We start from the raw sequence: 21,105 nt of genomic DNA, 5'->3' as shown, positions 1-21,105 counted from the left end.
CTTCCCAACGGCCTCGCGGGCGGAGCTCGGCACATGTGTCACCGGAACCTTCGGCCGGGCCCCGACCGTCAACCGCTCCGGACGCTTCCCAACGGCCGCGTGGGCGGAGCTTGGGACGCGCGCCACCGGAAGCTCCAGCCGGGTCCCGACCGTCAACCGCTCCGGACGCTCCCCGACGGCCTCGCGGTTGGCCTTGTACAGCTCCCGCCAGCCGCCCTTGACGTGGTACCGGTGCGCGATCCGGGAGAGGGTGTCGCCGTGCCGTACGACATGGATGCGGTCCTTGATCAGCCCGTAGCGCCGGGCGCACACCGGCCAGGCGCCCCAACCCTGGACGGCCTGCACTCTCTTGGCCACTTCGATCTGCTGGTCCCGGGTCGCGAGATCGGCGCGCTCGGCGTACCGGAGACCGCCGAAATCCTCCCAGGTGGGCTGCCAGAACTGGAGGCCGCCGTAGAAGTCGTTGCCGGTGTTGACGTGCCAGTCGCCGCTGCTCTCGCACTCGGCGAGGCAGCCCCACGGCCACTCGTCGTCGGCGCAGGCGTACGGGGGCCGGCCGCCGCCCCCGCCCCCTCCCCGGCCGCCCGGCTCGCCGTCGGCGACGGCGCCGCTGGGGAAGCACAGGACCAGGGCAGCGGCTGCCGCGGTGAGCAGCCCGACGGATTCCGCGATGCGCCGCGGCGCCGAAGAATTGTCCGACATAGCCGGTGACGGTAAGCAGCGGGCCGCCGGGCGCCACCGCGCCGCGCCCTCCGCACCGCGAACCCACCCGGTCCGGTGTACGGATCGCCGCCACCTGGGCCACGTTCTGCACGGGAATTGGCGGTGTGTGACCGGTTCCCGAACCCCTTTCCGCCGATTCCCGCTGTGCGTCGATTGGTTCGATTCTGTTCCCGTCCGCGCGTGACTCTCCCGATGGTCGCCCGTTGTCCTTGTACGAGCCGGGAGACCGCCCGGCAGCCGCTCAGAGATCGAGGAGCCACCCGTGCCGCGCATGCTCGACGTCAGCGACGACGTTCGCGCCGAGATCGGCGACGAAGAAGCCGACCGCCTGCTGGCCGGTGACGATGCCCCCGGCAGCTACGACTGCACCTCCTGCCGGACCCCCGGCGACAGCGAGCAGGAGCGGACCAGCACCGTACTCTTCGTCGGCGAGGAGACCGCGGTCCTCGCGTTCGCCCACGCCACCTGCATCCCCTCGCAGGTCGTCCCGGTGTCCGAGGAGCAGCTCCGGGGGGCCGTGCGCTCGATCACCGGTGAGGACGCCGCGCCCCGCACCCCCGGCTCGGAGCCCGCGCCGCCCGCCCCGATCCCCACCAACGACCGCCAGGCGACCCTCGGCATCACCTGCGGCCTGGTCCTGGTCAAGGAGGAGCTGCACCCCGCCCTGGTGGTGGAGCCCAACGGCCCGATCGCCCGCCCCGGATCGGCCGGCCTGGAGGACGACTTCCTGCCGCTGCTCATCGAGCACGGCTTCGCCCCCGTGACGGACGTGAACGCGCTGCCCGACCCGATCGCCGGCTGGTCCGCGCTGCTGGCGATGGGCAAGCTGCACGCCGTCCTCCAGCCCGGCACCGCCGGCAGCCAGTCCGCCTGGTGGCAGGCCCATCAGCCACTGGCGGTCTCGGACGGCTGGCGCACCGCGGCCAACAAGGCGCAGACCGTGCTGATGTACGCCGCACCCTCCGGCACCATCGGCCACCAGCCGCGCGAGGACCTCATGCGCCAGGCGCTGGAGAAGGCCGCCCGGGAAGGCAAGCTGGTCGCCGCGTCGATGCCGCTGGCCGGGACCTGACCGCACGTTCCCCCGATCGCGGGAGTGTGACCGCCCGATGTGGCGGGATTGCTCCTGCGATCAGCCATTTCCGACCGAAAGCCGCATCCCGGGGCCATCGGGGTCGTTGGCACCTACGTGCACGCATACGACCCCTCCCCCCGCGCCCCGTACCCCCACTCGATCCCCGCGATGCGGCCGTCCCGCGAACACCGGACGCCGCACCCCACCGACCGCGGCTCCGCCACGCCGATCTACGACGCGTTGTACGCCGAGTACCGCCGCTCCTTCCGGGCGCTGCCCGGGGACCGTACGGACGAGGTGGAGGTTCCGGAATCGCTGCGCGGCAGTGCGAGTTGGCGCCGTACCACGGCGTCGACGGGCCACTGGGAGGCCGTCGGCCGGCAGCCGTTCCAGCCCGGGGGCCAGATGCAGGCGCTGCCGCCGGGGCAGCGGGACTCCTCCCGGCCCCCCGGCGGTCACTGACACCTGCCGAACCGCCGCGGGGGGGAGAGCCGCTTCCGCTCCTTCGCCTCCGCCGCTTCTTCTCCTTCTACTTCTTCTTGCTGTTGCGCTTCTCGCGCACCCGCACGGAGATGTGGATCGGCGTCCCCTCGAAGCCGAACTCCTCGCGGAGCCGCCGCTCGATGAACCGGCGGTAGCCGGCCTCCAGGAAGCCCGAAGCGAAGAGCACGAAGCGCGGCGGCTTGGTGCCGGCCTGGGTGCCGAAGAGGATGCGGGGCTGCTTGCCGCCACGGATCGGGTGCGGGTGGGAGGCCACGATCTCACCGAGGAAGGCGTTCAGCCGGCCGGTGGGGATCCGGGTCTCCCAGCCGGCCAGCGCGGTCTCGATCGCCGGGACCAGCTTCTCCATGTGGCGGCCGGTGCGCGCGGAGACGTTGACCCGCATCGCCCACGGGATCTGCACGAGGTCCCGCTCGATCTCGCGCTCCAGGTAGAAGCGGCGCTCCTCGTCGAGGGTGTCCCACTTGTTGTAGGCGATGACCAGGGCGCGGCCGGCCTCCACGGCCATGGTGATGATCCGCTGGTCCTGGACGCTGATGGAATCGCCGGCGTCGATCAGGACGACCGCGACCTCGGCCTTCTCCACGGCCGCCGCGGTGCGCAGCGAGGCGTAGTAGTCGGCGCCCTCCTGGAGGTGCACCCGGCGGCGGATACCGGCGGTGTCCACGAACTTCCAGGTCTTGCCGCCCAGTTCGATCATCTCGTCGACCGGGTCGCGGGTGGTGCCGGCCATCTCGTTGACCACCACCCGCTCCTCGCCGGCGACCTTGTTGAGCAGTGACGACTTGCCGACGTTCGGGCGGCCGATCAGCGCGATCCGGCGGGGGCCGCCGACGGTGGCGCCGAAGGTCTGCGCGGGCGCCTCGGGCAGCGCCTCCAGCGCGGCGTCGAGCATGTCGCCGGTGCCGCGGCCGTGCAGCGCGGAGACCGGGTGCGGCTCGCCCAGGCCCAGCGACCACAGCATGGCGGCGTCCGCTTCGCCGGACGGGCCGTCGACCTTGTTGGCGACCAGGACCACCGGCTTGCCGGCGCGGCGCAGCAGCTTGACGACGGCCTCGTCGGTGTCGGTCGCGCCGACCTTGGCATCCACGACGAAGACCACCGCGTCGGCGGCCTCGATGGCGAACTCGGCCTGCATCGCCACGGACGCGTCGATGCCGAGCACGTCCTGCTCCCAGCCGCCGGTGTCGACGACCTTGAAGCGGCGGCCGTTCCAGTCGGCCTCGTAGGTGACGCGGTCGCGGGTGACGCCCGGCCGGTCCTCGACGACCGCCTCGCGGCGGCCGATGATCCGGTTCACCAGTGTCGACTTGCCGACGTTCGGGCGGCCGATGACGGCGAGGACGGGCAGCGGGCCGTGCCCGGCCGCGGCGATGTCGCCCTCGACGTCTGCCAGGTCGAAGCCCTCTTCCGCGGCGAGCTCCATGAACTCCGCGTACTCGGCGTCGCCAAGCGCACCGTGCTCGTCGCCGGTGTGGATCTGCTCGTTCATGAAGTCCGTTCCTCGTTCATCCATGTGGTCGGTGGGCCGCGCTCGTGGCCGGCCCACTACTCAAGTGTCGGTCAGCGCCCGGTAAGGCGCCGGGCCTGTGCCAGGTGGGCGGTCAGCCGCTCCTGGATCCGTACGGTCGCCTCGTCCAGCGCCTTACGGGTGCGCCGCCCGCTGCCGTCGCCCGCGTCGAAGGCGTCCCCGAAGACGACGTCGATGCGACCGCGCAGCCGCGGCAGGGCCGGGTTGAGCCGGCTGGGGCGGTCGGTGCTGCCGAGCACCGCCACCGGGACGACCGGGGCGCCGGAGCGCACCGCGAAGTACGCGAGCCCGGCCCGCAGGGAGGCGAAGTCCCCCTCGCCGCGGGTGCCTTCCGGGAAGATCCCCAGCACCCCGCCGGCGGCCAGCACCCCGAGCGCGTCGGTGATCGCCTTGCGGTCGGCGGACTGGCGGTCCACCTTCAGCTGCCCGATGCCCCGCAGGAACGGGTCCAGCGGGCCGACGAAGGCTTCCTTCTTGATCAGGAAGTGCACCGGTCGCGGGGCGGTGCCCATCAGCATCGGGCCGTCGATGCCGTGGGAGTGGTTGACGGCGAGGATCACCGGCCCGCCGGCCGGCACCCGCCAGGCGCCCAGCACCCGCGGCTGCCACAGGCCGTACATCAGCCCGATGCCGATCCGCCTGCCGACCGCGGCGCCTCGCGGGCTCGGCGGCTTGCCGGAGTCGGTCACCGGGCGACCCGCCCCGCTTTTTCGGCGCTGACGCCCTCGACGAGGGTGACTACGCACTCGATGACCTGATCCAGCGTCAGGTCGGTGGTGTCGACCTCGACCGCGTCGTCCGCCTTGGCCAGCGGGGAGGTCTTCCGGGAGGAGTCGGCGGCGTCCCGCTTGACCAGCGCCTCGCGGGTGGCGGCCAGATCGGCGGCCAGCTCGGGGTTCTTGCCCCTGAGCTCACCGTTGCGCCGGGCCGCCCGCGCCTCCGGGGAGGCGGTGAGGAAGACCTTGAGGTCGGCGTCCGGCAGGACGGTTATGCCGATGTCCCGGCCCTCGACGACGATGCCGTGCGGCGCCCCGGCGGCGATGCTGCGCTGGAGGTCGGTGATCAGGGCCCGTACCTCGGGGACGGCGCTGACCGCGCTGACCGCGGCGGTGACCTCTTGGCTGCGGATCGGGCCCGCGGCGTCGAGGCCGTCGACGGTGATGGTCGGGGCGGCCGGGTCCGTACCGGAGACGATCACCGGCTTGGCGCTGGCGTCGGCCACCGCGACCGCGTCGTCGACGTCGATGCCGTTGGTCAGCATCCACCACGTGATCGCGCGGTACTGCGCGCCGGTGTCGAGGTAGCCGAGTCCCAGCTTGGCGGCGACGGCCTTGGACGTGCTGGACTTGCCCGTGCCTGCGGGGCCGTCGATGGCGACAATCACTGCAGCCGGGGCGGTCCGAGCGGCGGTTTCCACGGTGACGAACACCTTTCTTGTTGCACGGGGCGGCGGTCCAAGGCACTGAGGGCCTCGGACAAGGTTACTGGCTGAGCCGGAGAGCGCCGTCCACGGAGTCACTGCCGGATCGACCACCCCCGCTCCCGCAGCTCCGCGGTCAGCACCGGCACCGCCGACGGCTCGACCGTCAGCTGGATGAAGCCGGCCTGCTGGCCCGTGGCGTGCTCGATGCGGACGTCCTCGATGTTGACCCCGGCGCGGCCGGCGTCGGCGAAGATCCGGGCCAGCTCGCCCGGCTGGTCGCCGATGTAGACCGCGACGGTCTCGTACACGGCCGGGGCGGCGCCGTGCTTGCCGGGCACCCGCTCGCGGCCGGCGTTGCCGCGGCGGAGCACGTCGGCGATACCGGTGGCCCCGCCTCCGCGCTTCTCCTCGTCGGTGGACTCCAGGGCGCGCAGCGACCGTACGGTCTCGTCCAGATCGGCGGCGACCTCGGCCAGCACGTCGGCGACCGGGCCCGGGTTGGCGGACAGGATGTCGATCCACATCGCCGGATCCGAGGCCGCGATCCGGGTCACGTCGCGGATGCCCTGGCCGCAGAGCCGCACCGCGGTCTCGTCGGCGCCCTTGAGGCGGGCCGCGACGAGACTGGAGAGCAGCTGCGGGGTGTGCGACACCAGGGCGACGGCGCGGTCGTGCGCGTCCGCGTCCATCACCACCGGGACAGCCCGGCACAGCGCGACCAGCTCCAGCGCGAGATTGAGCACCTCGGTGTCGCCGCCGGGGACCGGGGTGAGCACCCAGGGGCGGCCCTCGAAGAGATCGGCGGTGGCGGCCAGCGGCCCGGAGCGCTCCCGGCCGGCCATCGGGTGCGTGCCCAGATAGCCGGACAGGTCGCAGCCCAGGGCCTCCAGCTCACGGCGCGGGCCGCCCTTGACGCTGGCGACGTCGATGTACGCCCGCGCCGCGCCGCGCCGTATCGCGCCGGCCAGCGCCGTCGCGACGCGGGCCGGCGGCACGGCGACGACGGCCAGGTCGACCGGGCCGGGCGGCGGCTCGGCCGTACCGGCGCCGAGCGCGGCGGCCGTCAGTGCCTGCGCCTGGTCGTGGTCCTCCAGGAACACCTGGACGCCCCGGGCGTTCAGCGCCAGCGCGGCGGAGGTGCCGATCAGGCCCGTTCCGATGACGAGTGCGGTCCTCACTGGGCGATGTCCTTCCGCAGCGCTCCGGCTGCCCCCAGGTAGACATGGGCGATCCCGGCCTTGGACAGCCCGGTCTCCACATGGGCCAGCACCCGCACCACACGCTCCATGGCACCGGTGACGTCCAGCTCCTGGGCGCAGATCAGCGGGACGTCCGTGATGCCCAGGCCGCGCGCGGCGGCGGCCGGGAAGTCGCTGCGCAGATCGGGGGTGGCGGTGAACCACACGCTGATCAGGTCGTCGGGCAGCAGGTCGTTACGCTCCAGGATGGCGGTGAGCAGCTCGCCGACCTGCTCCTTCATGTGCTCCGCGTCGTCCCGCTCCAGCTGGACCGCCCCGCGGACGGCTCGTACCGCCACGTCACTGCTCCCCTGCGTCGTGTGCCGTGTCGCGCACCCTCGGCGCGCCCCGTGCCGTGCGAAATGCACGCACGATCAGCGTAGACGGCCGCACCGACATCCGTCCGCGGCGGCCGGTCGGCGAGATGGCCGACCGGCCACCCCCACCGCCGTCAACCCGGTGACAGCGGCCCTCCCCACCAGCGACAATCGCCGCCATGCCGGAAGCCGCCACCGCTCATTCCCTGGTCACCGAGCACACCGTGTACGCGTGTGTGATGGGCTCGCGCGCCTTCGGGCTCGCCATCGAGACCAGCGACACCGACCGCCGCGGGGTCTACCTCGCACCCACCTCGCTCTTCTGGAGGTTCGAGAAGCCGCCGACGCATGTGGAAGGGCCGCGCGAGGAGGAGTTCTCCTGGGAGCTGGAACGGTTCTGCCAGCTCGCGCTGCGCGCCAACCCCAACATCCTGGAGTGCCTGCACTCGCCCTTCGTGGAGCACGCCGACGCCACCGGCCGGGAACTGCTCGCGCTGCGCGGGGCGTTCCTCTCCCGGCAGGCGCACCGCACCTTCGCCGGCTACGCCACGGGCCAGCTCAGGCAGCTGCGCGCCGACGTGCGGCGCTACGGCGCGCCCCGCTGGAAGCACGCCGTGCACCTGCTGCGGCTGCTGGCCTCCTCCCGCGACCTGCTGCGTACGGGCGTCCTGACGCTGGACGTCGGCCCGGCCCGCGAGGAGCTGCTGGCGGTCCGGCGCGGCGAGGTGGCCTGGGAGGCGGTGCAGCGCCGGATGGCGGCGCTGTCCGAGGAGGCCGACGCGGCGGTGTCCGGCTCGCCGCTGCCCGCCGAGCCGGACCGGGCCCGGGTGGCGGACTTCCTCTACCGGACCCGCCGCGACTCGGCGCTGGGCCGGGTCTGACCGGTCAGCCCCACCCCGCGCCGCCGAGCCGGGCCCGGACGACCAGATCGTGCAGCGCGTCCCGGGCACCCGGCACGTCCGGCAGCGCGGTGGCGGCCTGCGCGGCGTCCAGCCGGGCGTGCAGCGCCTCGATGTCGGCGCGCAGCCGGGCCGGGTCCACCACCGCGCCGGCCGGGCCGTGTTCCGCCGCCTCCTTGGCCGCGATCAGCTCGGGTACGTAGGCGGGCGCCGCCAACTCGCCCACCAGGGTGGGCAGATGGGGCTCCAGGCGGCCGCCGGCCATCAGGTGGATGCCGGTCAGCAGCACCCGCAGGGTGTACAGCAGCGGCTTCAGCTCGCCGGTCTTCTCGAACAGCCGCCACTGGGTGCCCGCGAAGCCGCGGTAGTGGTGCGCGTGACGGGCGGTGAGCAGCTCCGGCGCGAGGGCCGCCAGCTCCTCGTGGACCGGCGTGGTGTGCACGACCAGCGGGGACAGCAGCTGCTCCAGGACGTAGCCGTTGGGGCGCAACAGGAGGCGGGCGAACTTCCGCAGGTCGTGCGAGACCAGGTCCGTCTCGACGCCGTCCCGGTCCCCCATCCGCGTCCGGGTCTCCTCGGGCTCGCGCAGCCCCACGAGGTCGGCCACCGGCAGCAGATGGGCGCCGCGCAGGTCCACGTCGGAGTCGCGGGACGGGAAGCCGTAGAGGTGCGCGCCGGAGACCGTGGCGAAGACCAGCGGGTCGCGCTGCTCCCCGACGATCGCTTCCAGGTCGACGGCGGGCAGCCCGGCCGCCCGCAGTACCGTGTCCCGCCCGGCGGGCGCCGCGGTGCCGCCGGCGGCGGTCGGGTGCTCAGGCATCCCAGGCCGCCCCCAGCGCCAGCAGCTCCTCGCGGTACTCGATCCGCCCGGCCCACTCCTCGGGCCACGCCCCGGGCCCCAGCCAGGCGCCCGCGAAGGCGCCCGCGAGGCAGGCGATGGAGTCGGAGTCGCCGGACGTGCAGGCCGCCCGGCGCAGCGCGGTGAGCGGCTCCTCCGGGAAGAGCAGGAAGCACAGCAGCCCGGTGGCCAGCGCCTCCTCGGCGATCCAGCCGGCCCCGGTGGCCAGGCACGGATCGGCCTCCCGGTCCGGCGCGGCGAGCGCCGCGTCCAGCCGGTCCAGCACGCCCAGGCACTCGTCCCAGCCGCGCGCGATGAAGGACACCGCCGACGGGTCCTGGGACCGGCGCCAGAGGTCGCCGAGCCAGTCCTCCCGGTAGACGGTGCGCTGGGCGTGCGCGTACGCCCGCAGCAGGCCGGGCAGTTCGGCCGGGCGGGCGCCGTCGGCGAGCGCCCGTACGGCATACGCGGTCAGGTCGCTGGCGGCGAGCCCGGTGGGGTGCCCGTGGGTCAGCGCGGACTGCAGCTGCGCCGCGCCGGAGCGCTGCGCCGCGGTCAGGCCCGGCACCAGCCCGATGGGCGCCACCCGCATGTTGGCGCCGCAGCCCTTCGACCCGATCTGGCTGGCGTCGGCCCAGGCCCGCGCCGGGGTGCTGAGCAGTTCGCAGGCGCGCAGGCAGGTGCCGCCCGGGGCCCGGTTGTTGTCGGGCGAGCGCCACCAGGCCACGTACTCGTCCCGTACGGGCTTCTCCAGCCCGGCCGCGGTCAGTTCGCCGCGTGCCATGGCCGTCCGCAGGCCGCGCCCCAGCGCGAGCGTCATCTGCGTGTCGTCGGTGACGAACGCGGGCGTCGGCAGGTCCATCCCGCGCCACGGCCCGCACTTCGCCAGGATCCCCGGCACATCGCTGAACTCGGTCGGAAAGCCCAGTGCGTCGCCGAGCGCCAGCCCGATCAGCGACCCCGTGGCCGCACGCCCCCCGTGGAGCTGCCCCATGGAAAACCACCCCTTAATCGTCATGATGACATTAAGGGGTGGTCCGGCACTGCCGCAAGCGGCTCCGCCTACAGGTCGACCTCGCGCATCAGCATGCCGACCTCGGTGTTGGTCATCCGGCGCAGCCAGCCCGACTTCTGGTCGCCCAGGGCGATCGGGCCGAAGTGCGTCCGGACGAGCTTGTCCACGGGGAAGCCGGCCTCGGCCAGCATCCGGCGCACGATGTGCTTGCGGCCTTCGTGGAGGCTCACCTCGACGAGGTAGTTCTTGCCGGTGTTCTCCACGACCCGGAAGTGGTCGGCACGCGCGTAGCCGTCCTCCAGCTGGATGCCGTCCTTGAGCTGCTTGCCCAGGTCGCGCGGGAGGGGCCCCTGGATGGCGGCGAGGTAGGTCTTGCGGACGCCGTAGCGCGGGTGGGTCAGCCGGTGGGCCAGCTCACCGTGGTTGGTGAGCAGGATGATGCCCTCGGTCTCGGTGTCCAGACGGCCGACGTGGAAGAGCCGGGTCTCCCGGTTGGTGACGTAGTCGCCCAGGCACTGGCGCCCGTCCGGGTCCTCCATCGTGGAGACCACACCTGCCGGCTTGTTCAGCGCGAAGAAGAGGTACGACTGGGTGGCGACCGTCAGGCCGTCGACCTTGATCTCGTCCTTCTCCGGGTCTACCCGGAGGCCCTGTTCCATGACGACCTGGCCGTTGACCTCGACGCGCGCCTGCTCGATCAGCTCCTCGCAGGCCCGCCGGGAGCCCATACCGGCCCGGGCCAGCACCTTCTGGAGCCGCTCGCCCTCCTGCTCGCCGAAGGTCTTGGGGGTCTTGACCTGCGGCTTGTCGTAGCGGGCGCGGTTGCGCTCCTCGATCTTGGCGTCGTACTCACGGGACCGCGCGGGCGCCGGGCCGCGGCCGCGCTGCTGACCGTCCTTGCCGCCCGGCCGGCCGCCCTGGGACGCGCCCGTACGGGGACCGCCCTTGGCGCCGCCGCGGGCCGCCGCGCCGCGGGCGCCGCCCTTGCCGCCGCCCCGGCGCTCGTCGCTCCCGGAGGATCCGCCCACGTCGTAGCGGCGCTCCTCGGGACGGGGGCGGCCCGAGCGCTGCTGCTTGTCGTCCCGCTTTCCCCCAGCCTTCGGCCGGGAGGTGCCGCCATCCGCTCCGCGGTGGTTGCCCCTACCGCTGCCGCTGCTGTTCCTGCCGCTGCTTCGCATCATGATCCGTCTGAGAGTCGCCGCTGTCGTCTACGTCGAACGACGGCATACCTTCCGCGGAGTCGCCCTCGACCGCGTCCGCCTCCGGGAGGAACGGTGCCAGCTCAGGAAGCTCGTCCAGGCCGCGCAGGCCCGTCCGCTCCAGAAAGTAGTTCGTCGTCCTGTACAGGATCGCACCTGTTTCAGGTTCCGTCCCCGCCTCCTCCACCAGGCCGCGCTGGAGGAGCGTGCGCATCACGCCGTCACAGTTGACTCCGCGTACGGCCGAGACGCGGGAACGGCTGACCGGCTGACGGTACGCGACCACGGCCAGAGTCTCCAATGCGGCCTGCGTGAGCCGGGCCTGCTGGCCGTCCAGAACGAAGCTCTCCACCGCGTCCGCGTACGCGGCCCGGGAGTAGAACCGCCAGCCCCCGGCCACCACCCGCAGGTCGAAGCCGCGCCCCTCACGGGTGTAGTCGTCGGACAGCTCGCGCAGCGCCAGCGCGACCGCCCGGCGGGGCCGCTCCAGCACCCTGGCCAGGTGCTCCTCGGTCGCGGGCTCGTCGACGACCATGAGGACGGCCTCCAGCGCGGGCTTCAGCTCCAGTCCTTCGAGGCCCAGCGCCCCGGTGGGCGCGTCCGCGGTCTCCGGGAGCTCCCCGGGGCCCCGCTCCGTGATGTCGTACGCCGCGCCGCTCATGCCGGAACCTCGCTCCGCTCGGCCCCGCATTCGCGGGGCGCGCACCTCCCAATGGCTCGCTCGCAACGCTCGCTCACGCCCGCGCCTCCTCTTCCTCGTCCGCCGTGTCCGCCGTGTCCGTCGTTCCCGCCGGCCCCGCTGTGTCGGCTGTGTCCGCTGCTTCCGCCGCGTCGGGTGTGCCCGCCGGCTCGTCCGGCTCCCGCTCGCCCGGCTCCCGGTCGAACTCGTCGGTGACCACGGGCGCGGCCCCCTCCGCGCCCGTCCAGCGCACCGTCAGCGCCCCCAGGGCCTCCTCCTGGTCCAGGGCCACCACCCGCTCCCGGTAGAGCTCCAGCAGGGCCAGGAAGCGGGCCACGACGGTGAGGGTGTCCGGTGCGTCCGCGACCAGCTCCTGGAAGCCGGCCTCGCCCACCTCCCGCAGCCGCGCCATCACCACCCCGGCCTGCTCCCGCACGCTCACCAGGGGCGCGTGGATGTGATCGACGTAGACCTGCGGCCTGGCCTTGGGCTGCATCGCCTTCACGGCCAGCTTGGCGAACCCCTCCGCCCCGATACCGATGACGACCTCGGGCAGCAGCTCGGCGTACTGCGGCTCCAGCCCGACCGTACGGGGGTAGCGGCGGGCCTCGTCGGCCAGCCGGTCGCTGAAGATGTCCGCGATCCGCTTGTACGCGCGGTACTGGAGCAGCCTGGCGAAGAGCAGGTCCCGGGCCTCCAGGAGGGCCAGGTCCGCCTCGTCCTCCACCTCGGCGGCGGGCAGCAGCCGGGCCGCCTTGAGGTCCAGCAGCGTGGCCGCGACGACCAGGAACTCCGTGGTCTGGTCGAGGTCCCAGTCCGGCCCCATCGCCCGGATGTGCGCCATGAACTCGTCGGTCACCTTGGACAGCGCGACCTCGGTGACATCCAGCTTGTGCTTGGAGATCAGCTGGAGCAGCAGATCGAAGGGGCCCTCGAAGTTGTCCAGCCGGAGGGTGAAGCGGCCGTCGCCGCCCTCCCGAGGAGCCTCGCCGGCCGGAGCGGCGGCCTCACCAGCCACGGGCTCCCCGCCCGCCGCCTCCCGCGGCGCGGCCTCGCCCGGTACGGCCTCGGGTGGCACGGTGTCCGCCGGCGCGGCCTCGTGCCGCTCCCCGGGAGCCGGCGTTTCCCGGGCGGCTTCCGGTGCGGCCTGCGGGACCGCCCCCGGCCCCCGGCCCAGGGCTCGTCGGGCGCGGGGGGCGGGGGCGTCGTCGTCGGTCGTGGGCATCGCGGTCCAGGGTGCTGCGGTCCCGCGCCTCTGGGCGGCGGGCTGGTCACGGCGGGGTGTCCCGCCGAAGAAGGAGGCTATCCGGCGGACGGCTAGCGACCGCGCAGCCGCCGCACCAGAATGCTGGCGTCGCCGCGCGACTCCAGGTCGGCGAGGACCACGGCCACCGCCTCGCGGACGATCCGGCCGCGGTCGACGGCGAGGCCGTGCTCGCCGCGCAGGACCAGGCGGGCGTGTTCCAGGTCCATGAGCTCCTCGGCGGAGACATAGACGGTGATCTTCTCGTCGTGCCGTTCCCGGCCACTGGGGCGGCGGTTGGCGCCGCGCCCGCCCCGGCGGCGGCCCGGCCCGGCGCCCTGCGCGCTCTCCGCCTCGCCCCGGCCCGCCCGGCCCGCCGGCGTCCGGTGCCCCTTGGGACTCTCCGGCTCCGGCTCCCGGCCGCTGTGCTCGGCCGGCGCCCCGGCGGGCGCCGTACGCCCCGCTGAAGCGCCGTCAGCGGCCGGTGCTCCCTCGGCGTCCGTGCCGCTCTCCGGCCGCCGCTGCCGGGCGGCGGTGGCCGCCTCGGGCGCGTCCGCGGCGGAGTCCGACTCGCCCGCCGGCGCAGGCACGCGGGGTGCCTCGCCGGCCGGGGCGCCGTTCGTCGTGCGACGGGGAGCGGACGGCTGCAGGCCCACGCCCCCGGTGGTACGGAACAGTTCGTCGGCTCCGGGCAGACTCACTCGGCGTGACACCGGGCGAGCACCTCCCTGGCGAGCTGGCGATAGGCGGCGGCACCCACGGAGTTGGACGCGTACGTGGTGATCGGCTCGCCCGCGACGGTGGTCTCGGGGAAGCGGACCGTACGGCCGATGACGGTGTGGTAGACGTGGTCGTCGAACGCCTCGACGACGCGCGCCAGGACCTCGCGGCTGTGCACCGTACGGGAGTCGTACATGGTCGCCAGGATGCCGTCCAGCTCCAGTTCGGGGTTGAGCCGCTCCTGGACCTTCTCGATCGTCTCGGTCAGCAGCGCGACACCGCGCAGCGCGAAGAACTCGCACTCCAGCGGCACGATGACCTTGTGAGCGGCCGTCAGTGCGTTGACGGTCAGCAGGCCGAGCGAGGGCTGACAGTCGATGACGATGTAGTCGTAGTCGGCCAGCAGCGGCTTGAGCGCCCGCTGGAGGGTCGACTCGCGGGCGACCTCGCTGACCAACTGCACCTCCGCCGCTGACAAATCGATATTGCTGGGCAGCAGGTCCATGTTGGGGACCGCGGTCTTGAGCAGGACCTCGTCGGCCGACATGCCCCGCTCCATGAGCAGGTTGTAGACCGTCAGGTCGAGCTCCATCGGGTTGACGCCGAGTCCGACCGACAGGGCTCCCTGCGGGTCGAAGTCGACGAGCAGCACCCGTCGTCCGTATTCGGCGAGTGCGGCGCCCAGGTTGATGGTCGAGGTGGTCTTGCCGACCCCGCCCTTCTGGTTGCACATCGCGATGATTTTGGCGGGGCCGTGATCCGACAGCGGCCCCGGAATGGGGAAGTACGGGAGCGGTCGCCCGGTCGGGCCGACGCGCTCGCGGCGCTGGCGCGCGGCGTCTGGCGCGAGCGTCGCCGCGTATTCGGGGTCCGGTTCGTACTCCGCGTCCGGATCGTAGAAGTGCCCCTCGGGCAGGTCGTCGTAGTCGGCGAGACGGGCGGGTTCTCCACTGCCCCGGTCGCCGGCCATGGCGTTCACGTGATGGCCGTCCATGCTCTGGTGGGCTGTCGTGGAAATGCTCTGGTGGGCTGCGAAGGTGTGGACCGCTACGGAGCCGACAGCCTCGCGCCCCGAGGGACCCTGGCCCCATGCAACCGCTCCTGGCCGACCACCTCCGGGAGTAAATGTCGACTCATTCACAAGTCGTCTTACCTCCTTGGATGTGACCAGGAAACTTATCGATAGGTCAGCGTGGCACCATGCCGACGGTTGGCGACTCTATGGCGTGTCGGGCGTCCGCAGCAACACAATCCGCGTGACCCGGCCCGATGTGTCGGTAACGGAACCCCTCGATGTCAAGGGTGCACAGCGCACAACCGCGATGTTTCGGGGGTACGCGAATCGGTTAAAGGGTTACGTTCGCGGCGAGTTGAGAGCCGGCCGCCGAAAACCGCCTCCGGGGCGTGTCGCACATGCGACCGGCCGGACCCTGTCGACAAGGCCCGGCCGGTTGTGCGGCATTGACGCGTGCGGTTGACGCCTCAGCCCAGGAGCGTGCGCAGCTCGGTGCACTCGAGGCCGTGCGCCTCGGCGACCTCGGGGTAGACCACCTTGCCGTCGTGCGTGTTCAGGCCCTTGGCCAGCGCCGGGTCACGGCGCAGCGCCTCGACCCAGCCGCGGTTCGCCAGCTCCACGATGTAGGGCAGCGTGGCGTTGGTGAGGGCGTAGGTGGAGGTGTTGGGCACCGCGCCGGGCATGTTGGCGACGCAGTAGAAGACCGAGTTGTGGACCTGGAAGGTCGGCTCGGCGTGCGTGGTCGGCTTGGAGTCCTCGAAGCAACCGCCCTGGTCGATGGCGATGTCGACAAGAACACTTCCGGGCTTCATCTTGGCGACGAGCTCGTTGGTGACCAGCTTCGGGGCCTTGGCGCCGGGGATCAGGACCGCACCGACGACCAGGTCGGCCTCGACGACGGCCTTCTCCAGCTCGTAGGCGTTGGAGACGATCGTCTGCACCTTGGTGCCGAAGATCTTGTCGGCCTCGCGGAGCTTGTTGATGTCCCGGTCGAGCAGGGTGACGTGGAAGCCGAGGCCCACGGCGATCTGCACGGCGTTCCAGCCGGAGACGCCACCGCCGATGACGACGGCCTTGCCCGCCTGGACGCCGGGGACGCCGCCCGGCAGCACGCCGCGGCCACCGGCCTGACGCATCAGGTGGTACGCGCCGACCTGCGGGGCGATCCGGCCCGCGACCTCGGACATCGGGGCGAGCAGCGGCAGCTGGCGGCCGGCGGTCTCGACGGTCTCGTAGGCGATGGCGGTGGTGCCGGACGCCAGGAGGGCGTCGGTGCACTCCTTGGAGGCGGCCAGGTGCAGGTAGGTGAAGAGCGTCTGGTCCTTGCGGAGGCGGTGGTACTCCTCGGCGATCGGCTCCTTGACCTTCAGCAGCAGGTCGGCGGTGCCCCAGACCTCGTCGGCGGTGTCGAGGATGGTCGCGCCCGCGGAGACGTACTCCTCGTTCGTGATGGACGAGCCGAGGCCGGCGTCCTTCTCGATGAAGACCTGGTGGCCGTTGCGGACGAGCTCGTTGACTCCGGCGGGCGTGATAGCCACCCGGAACTCGTTGTTCTTGACTTCGCGGGGGATGCCGACCTTCACGTCGATCACGGTCCTTGAATGAGAGCTTGCAGAGGAATTATCCCCTCATGCGTTGCATGACGGAACTGACCGCGCCGTACGCGGCTCGCCCAGTCTATTGAAGGACCTCATGTTGTCTAGCCTTGCAAAGCATTAATTTTTTGGAATGCCACTACCGATTTCGTAGGTCAGTCGGGGTGCTCTTCCCGAAGGCGTTCCGCGGCGGCCCGGTGGAGCCGTGCCGCCGCCGGGTCACCGAGGCCGTCGAGGGTGTCCGCAATCCGCAGCTGGAACGCCGTTTCGGCCCGCACATCGGACGCCTCACGGGCGGTGCCGAGGGCTTCCAGAAGGCTCCGCAGCGCCTCCTCCGGCCGCCCGGCGTGCTCGTGGACCCGGGCCGTCTCCGCCGTCACCCGTGCCTGGCCCGCGAGATCACCGAGCCTGCGGTAGGCCCGGGCGGCGGCCCGGCACTCCTTCAGCGCCTGCTCGTACCGGCCGGTGAAGCCGAGTGCGGTGCCGATCCGGCCGTGCAGCCGCGCCGCGTCGGGCCGCTCGCCACGGGCGAGCCGCAGCTCCAGCGCCCGCCCGTACCAGTCGGCGGCCCGGGTCCAGTCGCCCAGCTCGGCGTAGCTGTCCCCCAGTGACTCCAGCGCCCGGCCGGTGGCCGCCGGGTCCCGCACCGCGCGCGCCGCCTCCAGCGCGCCCCGGTAGCGGGCCAGCGCCTGCTCGCCGCGGCCCGCCTGGGCGTCGAGGTCGCCGAGGTTCAGCAGCGCGGCGGCCTGCTCGCGCGGCAGCCCGCGCCGCGTGGCGGCCTCCAGGACGAGCCGGTGCAGGATGTAGAGGTCGGGCGCGGCGGCCTCGGGGCCGTGGTGGGCGAGCAGCGCCCGGGTCAGAGCGGCCAGCAACCGCCGGTCCAGGGTGTCGAGTTGGCCGTCCGCGACGGCGATCCGCGCGGCGTCCAGGAGCGCGCCGCGGCGGGTGCGCAGCCAGTGCGCGGCGGCTGCCCGGGAGGGGAAGCGCAGCGCGCGCGGCAGCCCCGCGGCCTTCCGGCGCGCGGGCGAGTCGGCCGGTTCGGCCGCCGCCCGGCAGGACTGGAGCAGCCGTACGGTCCGCTCCAGCATCCGGGCGCGGGCCAGCTGCACATCGGCCGGCCGCTCGTGCTGCCCGAGCAGCTCGCGGGCGAGCGGGGCGAGGCAGCCGGGAAGCCGGTAGCGGGGGTAGGGCCCGTCGTCGGCGGGCGGGGTCCCGGGGGCGTCCTCGGCGGGCACCGGCCGCAGCAGGCCGAGCGCGGCGAAGTCCTGCAGCACGGTGGCCGCCGCGTCCACCGCGCAGCCGCCCAGCGCGGCGGCGACATGGGCGTCGACCAGGCCGTCCGGAGCGAGGGTGGCCAGCCGCAGTATCCGGGCCGCGGGCTGCGGCAGCGCCGCGTAGGTGAGGTGGAAGGCGCGGTAGAGGGGGAGGTCGCCGGTGGGCAGGGCCGACGGCACCGGGACGGCCTGCAGTGCCTGGCGCAGGTCTGCGACGGAGGACTTGGGACGGGCGGCGAGCCAGGCGCCCGCCAGTATCAGCGCGGCGGGCTGGCCGCCGCACTCCTCCGCGACGGCGTCCGCGGTCCGCGGGTCGACGGTGATCCTGGTCGGTCCCGCGTAGCGGCACAGCACCTCCACGGCCGCGGCGGCGTCCAGCCCGCCGAGGGCGCACGGCCGGACGTCCGGGATGCCGGTCAGCGGCCCCTGGGAGACCACCACGACCAGGCAGTCCGGGGCGTCCGGGATCAGCGGCTCGACCTCTTCGGCGCCCGGTGCGTCGTCCAGCAGGAGCAGCGCCCGGCGCCCGGCGAGCGCGCCGCGCAGCGCCTCGGTCAGCTCGTCGTCGGGGGCGCCGGGCGGGGCGCCGGCGCCCAGCGCGCCGAGCAGGTCGCGGGCCGTGCGGTCGGTGGCCACGGGTTCGCCGCCGCGTCCGGTCAGTACGGCGCGCAGCACCCCGTCGGGATAGTCCTGCGCCAGCTCGCGCAGCAGCTCCTCGGCCAGGGCCGTACGGCCGGACCCGGGACGGCCGGCGATCAGCAGCACCCGGCTGCGGGCACCCCGGCGGCCGGAGAGGGTGTCCAGGCCGGCCCGCCGGATGTCGGCGCGCAGGGCCTTGATCTCACGGCGGCGGCCGGCGAACCCGGCGGTGACGGGGCGGGGTGCGGCACTGTCCTGGCGGGGCCCCGGCGTCCGCCGCTGCCGTGCCGCCGTGCCGGGCCCGCGCACCGCCTCCGGCGCGAGGTGCCCACCGCCCACCGCCTGGTCCGTCACCGGTCACGCTCCCGTCCACCTGCGCGTACGTGCCCGCCGCGAGCGCGTACGGGCACGCTGCCGAGCGTAGTTCACGAACCGTCACGTCCCGTGCGGAGCAGGGCGGTTGGGTCACTCGATCGGATCGGACGATCATCCGACCGGTGCGGGGAGGAGGCCCCGTGCGGCCCCTGGTCAGACCTCGAAGGGGCGGGCCGGCCAGGGCGCGTCGGCCGGCCGCAGCGCGTCCACGCCCGCGCCCGCGCGGGCCGCGCTGAGCGCCAGCGCACCGACGACCAGGCAGTTGTTGTGCAGCTCACCGGCGAGCACCCCGCGGACCAGGTCGGCCAGCGGCACCCGCGCCAGCTCCATGTCGGCCTCCTCCTCGGAGACCTCGAACCGCTCCCCCTCGGCCTCGGACAGATCGCGGGCGAGGAAGATCCGTACGGCCTCGTCGCAGCCGCCGGGTGTGGTGTAGACGTCGGTCAGCACCCGCCAGTCCCCGGCCTTGACGTGCGCCTCCTCGTACAGCTCGCGCTGCGCGGCGTGCAGCGGATTCTCGCCGGGGACGTCGAGCAGTCCGGCGGGGATCTCCCACAGCCGCTGGCGCACGGGATGGCGGTACTGGCGCAGCACGAGCACCCGGTCCGCGTCGTCGAGGGCGAGCACCGCCACCGAGCCGGGGTGGACCTGGTAGTCGCGCCGGGCGGTGGCGCCGTCCGGCATGACGACCTCGTCGGTGCGCACGCTGGTCTTGTTGCCGGTGAACGGCGTGGTGGTCGCGGTGACCGTCCACTCCTCCGGGGTGTCCTTGATCGCCATGCGCGTCCTCTCGTGCGACGGTGCCAACGCGGAAACCGGGGTACGGCCCCGGTGAAGGCGGCCGTACCCCGGCAACGGTATCCGTCGTGCCGCGGGCTACTTCGCGGCGCCCGGCTTCCGCGCGGACTGCTGCCGCTGCACGGCCGCCTTCACCAGGCCGGCGAAGAGCGGGTGCGGGCGGGTCGGGCGGGACCGCAGCTCCGGGTGCGCCTGGGTGGCGACCAGGTAGGGGTGGACCTCGCGCGGGTACTCGACGTACTCGACCAGCTTGTTGTCCGGGGAGGTGCCGGAGAAGACCAGGCCGGCCTTCTTCTCCAGCTCGCCGCGGTAGGCGTTGTTGACCTCGTAGCGGTGGCGGTGCCGCTCCTCGACGTAGGGCTGGTCGTCGTAGGTCTCGCGCACGATCGAACCCTCGGCGAGCTTGGCCGGGTACATGCCCAGCCGCATGGTGCCGCCCATGTCGCCCTCGCCCGCGACGATGTCCATCTGCTCGGCCATCGTGGAGATCACCGGGTGGGCCGCGGCCGGGTCGAACTCGGTGGAGTTGGCGCCCTCGATGCCGGCCAGGTTGCGGGCCGCCTCGATGACCACGCACTGCAGGCCCAGGCAGAGGCCGAGCAGCGGGAGCTTGTTCTCCCGGGCGTAGGTGATCGCGCCGACCTTGCCGTCCACACCGCGGTCGCCGAAGCCGCCGGGGATGCAGACCGCGTCGCAGTCGGCGAGCTGCTCGGCGGCGCCGGCCGGGGTCTTGCAGTCGTCGGAGGTGACCCACTTCACCTTCACGCGGGCACGGTTGGCGAAGCCGCCGGCGCGCAGCGCCTCGGTGACCGAGAGGTAGGCGTCCGGCAGGTCGATGTACTTGCCGACCAGCGCGACCCTGACCTCGTGGTCGGGGTTGTGGACGCGGTCGAGCAGGTCCGCCCACTGGGTCCAGTCCACGTCGCGGAACGGCAGGTCCAGCTTGCGGACCACGTACGCGTCCAGGCCCTCGGCGTGCACGACCTTGGGGATGTCGTAGATCGACGGGGCGTCCGGGCAGGCGATGACCGCGGCCTCGTCGACGTCGCACATCAGCGAGATCTTGCGCTTGATGGCGGTGGGGACCTCGCGGTCGGCGCGCAGCACGATCGCGTCGGGCTGGATGCCGATGTTGCGCAGCGCGGCGACCGAGTGCTGGGTCGGCTTGGTCTTCAGCTCGCCGGACGGGCCGATGTACGGGAGCAGCGAGATGTGCACGACGAAGACGTTGTCCCGGCCGACCTCGTGGCGGACCTGGCGGACGGTCTCCAGGAACGGCAGCGACTCGATGTCGCCGACCGTGCCACCGACCTCGGTGATCACGACGTCGACGTCGTCGGTCGCCATCCGCCGGATGCGGTGCTTGATCTCGTTGGTGATGTGCGGGATGACCTGCACGGTGTCGCCGAGGTACTCGCCGCGCCGCTCCTTGGCGATCACGGTGTTGTAGACCTGGCCGGTGGTGACGTTCGCGGAGCCGTCGAGGTCGACGTCCAGGAAGCGCTCGTAGTGGCCGATGTCCAGGTCGGTCTCGGCACCGTCGTTGGTGACGAAGACCTCGCCGTGCTGGAACGGGTTCATCGTCCCGGGGTCGACGTTCAGGTACGGGTCGAGCTTCTGCATCGTGACCCGCAGGCCGCGCGCCTTCAGGAGTGCACCCAGGCTGGAGGCCGTGAGCCCCTTGCCGAGCGAGGAGGCGACGCCCCCCGTGACGAAGAGGTGCTTGGTCGTCGTGGATTTGGGCGGCATGGCCAAGAGGGAACTCCCGTGGTCGCGAGGTGGAGAGGTGCGAGGTGGCGCCGGTCCTGGGATTCAGGGGTGCCGTCGCTGCGGTTCGGGGGTGCCGTACTTCTGCCGTGACATCTCAGGGCGTCCCACCGGTCCACGGGGTACCAGGCTATCAGCGACCGGGCATGGTCGCTCCCGGCGACTCCGGCGAGCGGCCACATCACCCGGGCCACTCGTTCGGAGCCCTTCGTGCCGTGAGCACCGCGCGCCGCACCCGACC

General features: G+C 73.1%; 19 protein-coding genes and 1 pseudogene. 3 read left to right on the top strand and 17 right to left on the bottom strand.

Features of this window, described 5'->3' with window-relative positions; translation table 11 throughout:
• Positions 1 to 126 precede the first annotated feature (126 nt).
• Positions 127 to 702: pseudogene (locus GR130_RS41320) on the bottom strand (transglycosylase family protein); the annotation flags it as partial.
• 292 nt (positions 703 to 994) lie between these two features.
• Between GR130_RS41320 and GR130_RS11155 the strand changes: the two are divergent.
• Both GR130_RS11155 and GR130_RS11150 read left to right on the top strand, forming a co-directional pair.
• Positions 995 to 1,795, top strand: a complete 801-nt coding sequence (locus GR130_RS11155) for a hypothetical protein (protein ID WP_236573947.1) — start codon at positions 995 to 997, stop codon at positions 1,793 to 1,795.
• A gap of 171 nt (positions 1,796 to 1,966) precedes the next feature.
• Entirely contained in the window at positions 1,967 to 2,260 is a 294-nt protein-coding gene (locus GR130_RS11150; protein WP_328707549.1) for a hypothetical protein, read from the top strand.
• Between the two features lie 67 nt (positions 2,261 to 2,327).
• Here GR130_RS11150 and der read toward each other — a convergent pair whose 3' ends face one another.
• The 5 genes from der to aroH form a co-directional block, all read right to left on the bottom strand.
• Positions 2,328 to 3,791, bottom strand: a complete 1,464-nt coding sequence (der, locus tag GR130_RS11145) for a ribosome biogenesis GTPase Der (protein ID WP_159504574.1) — start codon at positions 3,789 to 3,791, stop codon at positions 2,328 to 2,330.
• Positions 3,792 to 3,862: 71 nt separating this feature from the next.
• Positions 3,863 to 4,519: a lysophospholipid acyltransferase family protein gene (locus tag GR130_RS11140; protein ID WP_159504573.1), complete on the bottom strand. Its 657-nt coding sequence runs from the start codon at positions 4,517 to 4,519 to the stop codon at positions 3,863 to 3,865.
• Complete coding sequence (gene cmk, locus GR130_RS11135) at positions 4,516 to 5,259, bottom strand: (d)CMP kinase (RefSeq protein WP_159504572.1); 744 nt, start codon at positions 5,257 to 5,259, stop codon at positions 4,516 to 4,518. The genes GR130_RS11140 and cmk overlap by 4 nt, the downstream gene beginning before the upstream one ends.
• 86 nt (positions 5,260 to 5,345) lie before the next feature.
• Positions 5,346 to 6,431 carry a prephenate dehydrogenase gene (locus tag GR130_RS11130; protein WP_159504571.1) on the bottom strand — a complete coding sequence of 362 codons (1,086 nt, stop codon included), beginning with the start codon at positions 6,429 to 6,431 and terminating at the stop codon, positions 5,346 to 5,348.
• Positions 6,428 to 6,790 (bottom strand): chorismate mutase, encoded by a 363-nt coding sequence (gene aroH / locus GR130_RS11125; protein ID WP_159504570.1) that lies wholly within the window; start codon positions 6,788 to 6,790, stop codon positions 6,428 to 6,430. The genes GR130_RS11130 and aroH overlap by 4 nt, the downstream gene beginning before the upstream one ends.
• 197 nt (positions 6,791 to 6,987) lie before the next feature.
• On the opposite strand from aroH, the gene GR130_RS11120 reads away from it, so the two are divergent.
• Positions 6,988 to 7,689: a nucleotidyltransferase domain-containing protein gene (locus tag GR130_RS11120; RefSeq protein ID WP_159504569.1), complete on the top strand. Its 702-nt coding sequence runs from the start codon at positions 6,988 to 6,990 to the stop codon at positions 7,687 to 7,689.
• A 4-nt stretch (positions 7,690 to 7,693) separates the two neighbouring features.
• Here the strand turns inward: GR130_RS11120 and GR130_RS11115 are convergent, their stop codons facing one another.
• From GR130_RS11115 to GR130_RS11065, 11 genes are all read right to left on the bottom strand, one after another.
• Positions 7,694 to 8,527 carry a nucleotidyltransferase domain-containing protein gene (locus tag GR130_RS11115; RefSeq protein ID WP_159504568.1) on the bottom strand — a complete coding sequence of 278 codons (834 nt, stop codon included), beginning with the start codon at positions 8,525 to 8,527 and terminating at the stop codon, positions 7,694 to 7,696.
• Positions 8,520 to 9,539, bottom strand: a complete 1,020-nt coding sequence (locus GR130_RS11110) for an ADP-ribosylglycohydrolase family protein (protein WP_159504567.1) — start codon at positions 9,537 to 9,539, stop codon at positions 8,520 to 8,522. Before GR130_RS11110 ends, GR130_RS11115 begins: the two co-directional genes overlap by 8 nt.
• 68 nt (positions 9,540 to 9,607) lie before the next feature.
• On the bottom strand, positions 9,608 to 10,738 hold the full coding sequence (locus GR130_RS11105) for a pseudouridine synthase (RefSeq protein ID WP_159509892.1): 1,131 nt from the start codon (positions 10,736 to 10,738) through the stop codon (positions 9,608 to 9,610).
• Positions 10,701 to 11,420 (bottom strand): SMC-Scp complex subunit ScpB, encoded by a 720-nt coding sequence (gene scpB, locus GR130_RS11100; protein WP_201304858.1) that lies wholly within the window; start codon positions 11,418 to 11,420, stop codon positions 10,701 to 10,703. Before scpB ends, GR130_RS11105 begins: the two co-directional genes overlap by 38 nt.
• Before the next feature lie 73 nt (positions 11,421 to 11,493).
• A complete protein-coding gene (locus GR130_RS11095; protein WP_159504566.1) occupies positions 11,494 to 12,663 on the bottom strand; it encodes a segregation and condensation protein A in 1,170 nt (389 codons plus the stop codon).
• Positions 12,664 to 12,755: 92 nt separating this feature from the next.
• Positions 12,756 to 13,394 carry a hypothetical protein gene (locus GR130_RS11090; RefSeq protein ID WP_159504565.1) on the bottom strand — a complete coding sequence of 213 codons (639 nt, stop codon included), beginning with the start codon at positions 13,392 to 13,394 and terminating at the stop codon, positions 12,756 to 12,758.
• Positions 13,379 to 14,395 carry a ParA family protein gene (locus tag GR130_RS11085; protein WP_018087947.1) on the bottom strand — a complete coding sequence of 339 codons (1,017 nt, stop codon included), beginning with the start codon at positions 14,393 to 14,395 and terminating at the stop codon, positions 13,379 to 13,381. The genes GR130_RS11090 and GR130_RS11085 overlap by 16 nt, the downstream gene beginning before the upstream one ends.
• Positions 14,396 to 14,883: 488 nt before the next feature.
• Positions 14,884 to 15,999, bottom strand: a complete 1,116-nt coding sequence (gene ald / locus GR130_RS11080; RefSeq protein WP_159509891.1) for an alanine dehydrogenase — start codon at positions 15,997 to 15,999, stop codon at positions 14,884 to 14,886.
• Between the two features lie 167 nt (positions 16,000 to 16,166).
• Complete coding sequence (locus GR130_RS11075; protein ID WP_159504563.1) at positions 16,167 to 18,278, bottom strand: tetratricopeptide repeat protein; 2,112 nt, start codon at positions 18,276 to 18,278, stop codon at positions 16,167 to 16,169.
• 174 nt (positions 18,279 to 18,452) lie between these two features.
• Positions 18,453 to 19,079: an NUDIX domain-containing protein gene (locus GR130_RS11070; protein WP_159504562.1), complete on the bottom strand. Its 627-nt coding sequence runs from the start codon at positions 19,077 to 19,079 to the stop codon at positions 18,453 to 18,455.
• Between the two features lie 96 nt (positions 19,080 to 19,175).
• Positions 19,176 to 20,846, bottom strand: coding sequence for a CTP synthase (locus GR130_RS11065; protein WP_159504561.1), 1,671 nt, complete (start codon positions 20,844 to 20,846; stop codon positions 19,176 to 19,178).
• Between the last annotated feature and the right edge of the window lie 259 nt (positions 20,847 to 21,105).

This window comes from Streptomyces sp. GS7 (genome assembly GCF_009834125.1).
Lineage (GTDB): Bacteria > Actinomycetota > Actinomycetes > Streptomycetales > Streptomycetaceae > Streptomyces.
The sequence above is the reverse complement of the archived record's forward strand: the minus strand, read 5'-3'. Positions and strand labels throughout refer to the sequence as shown.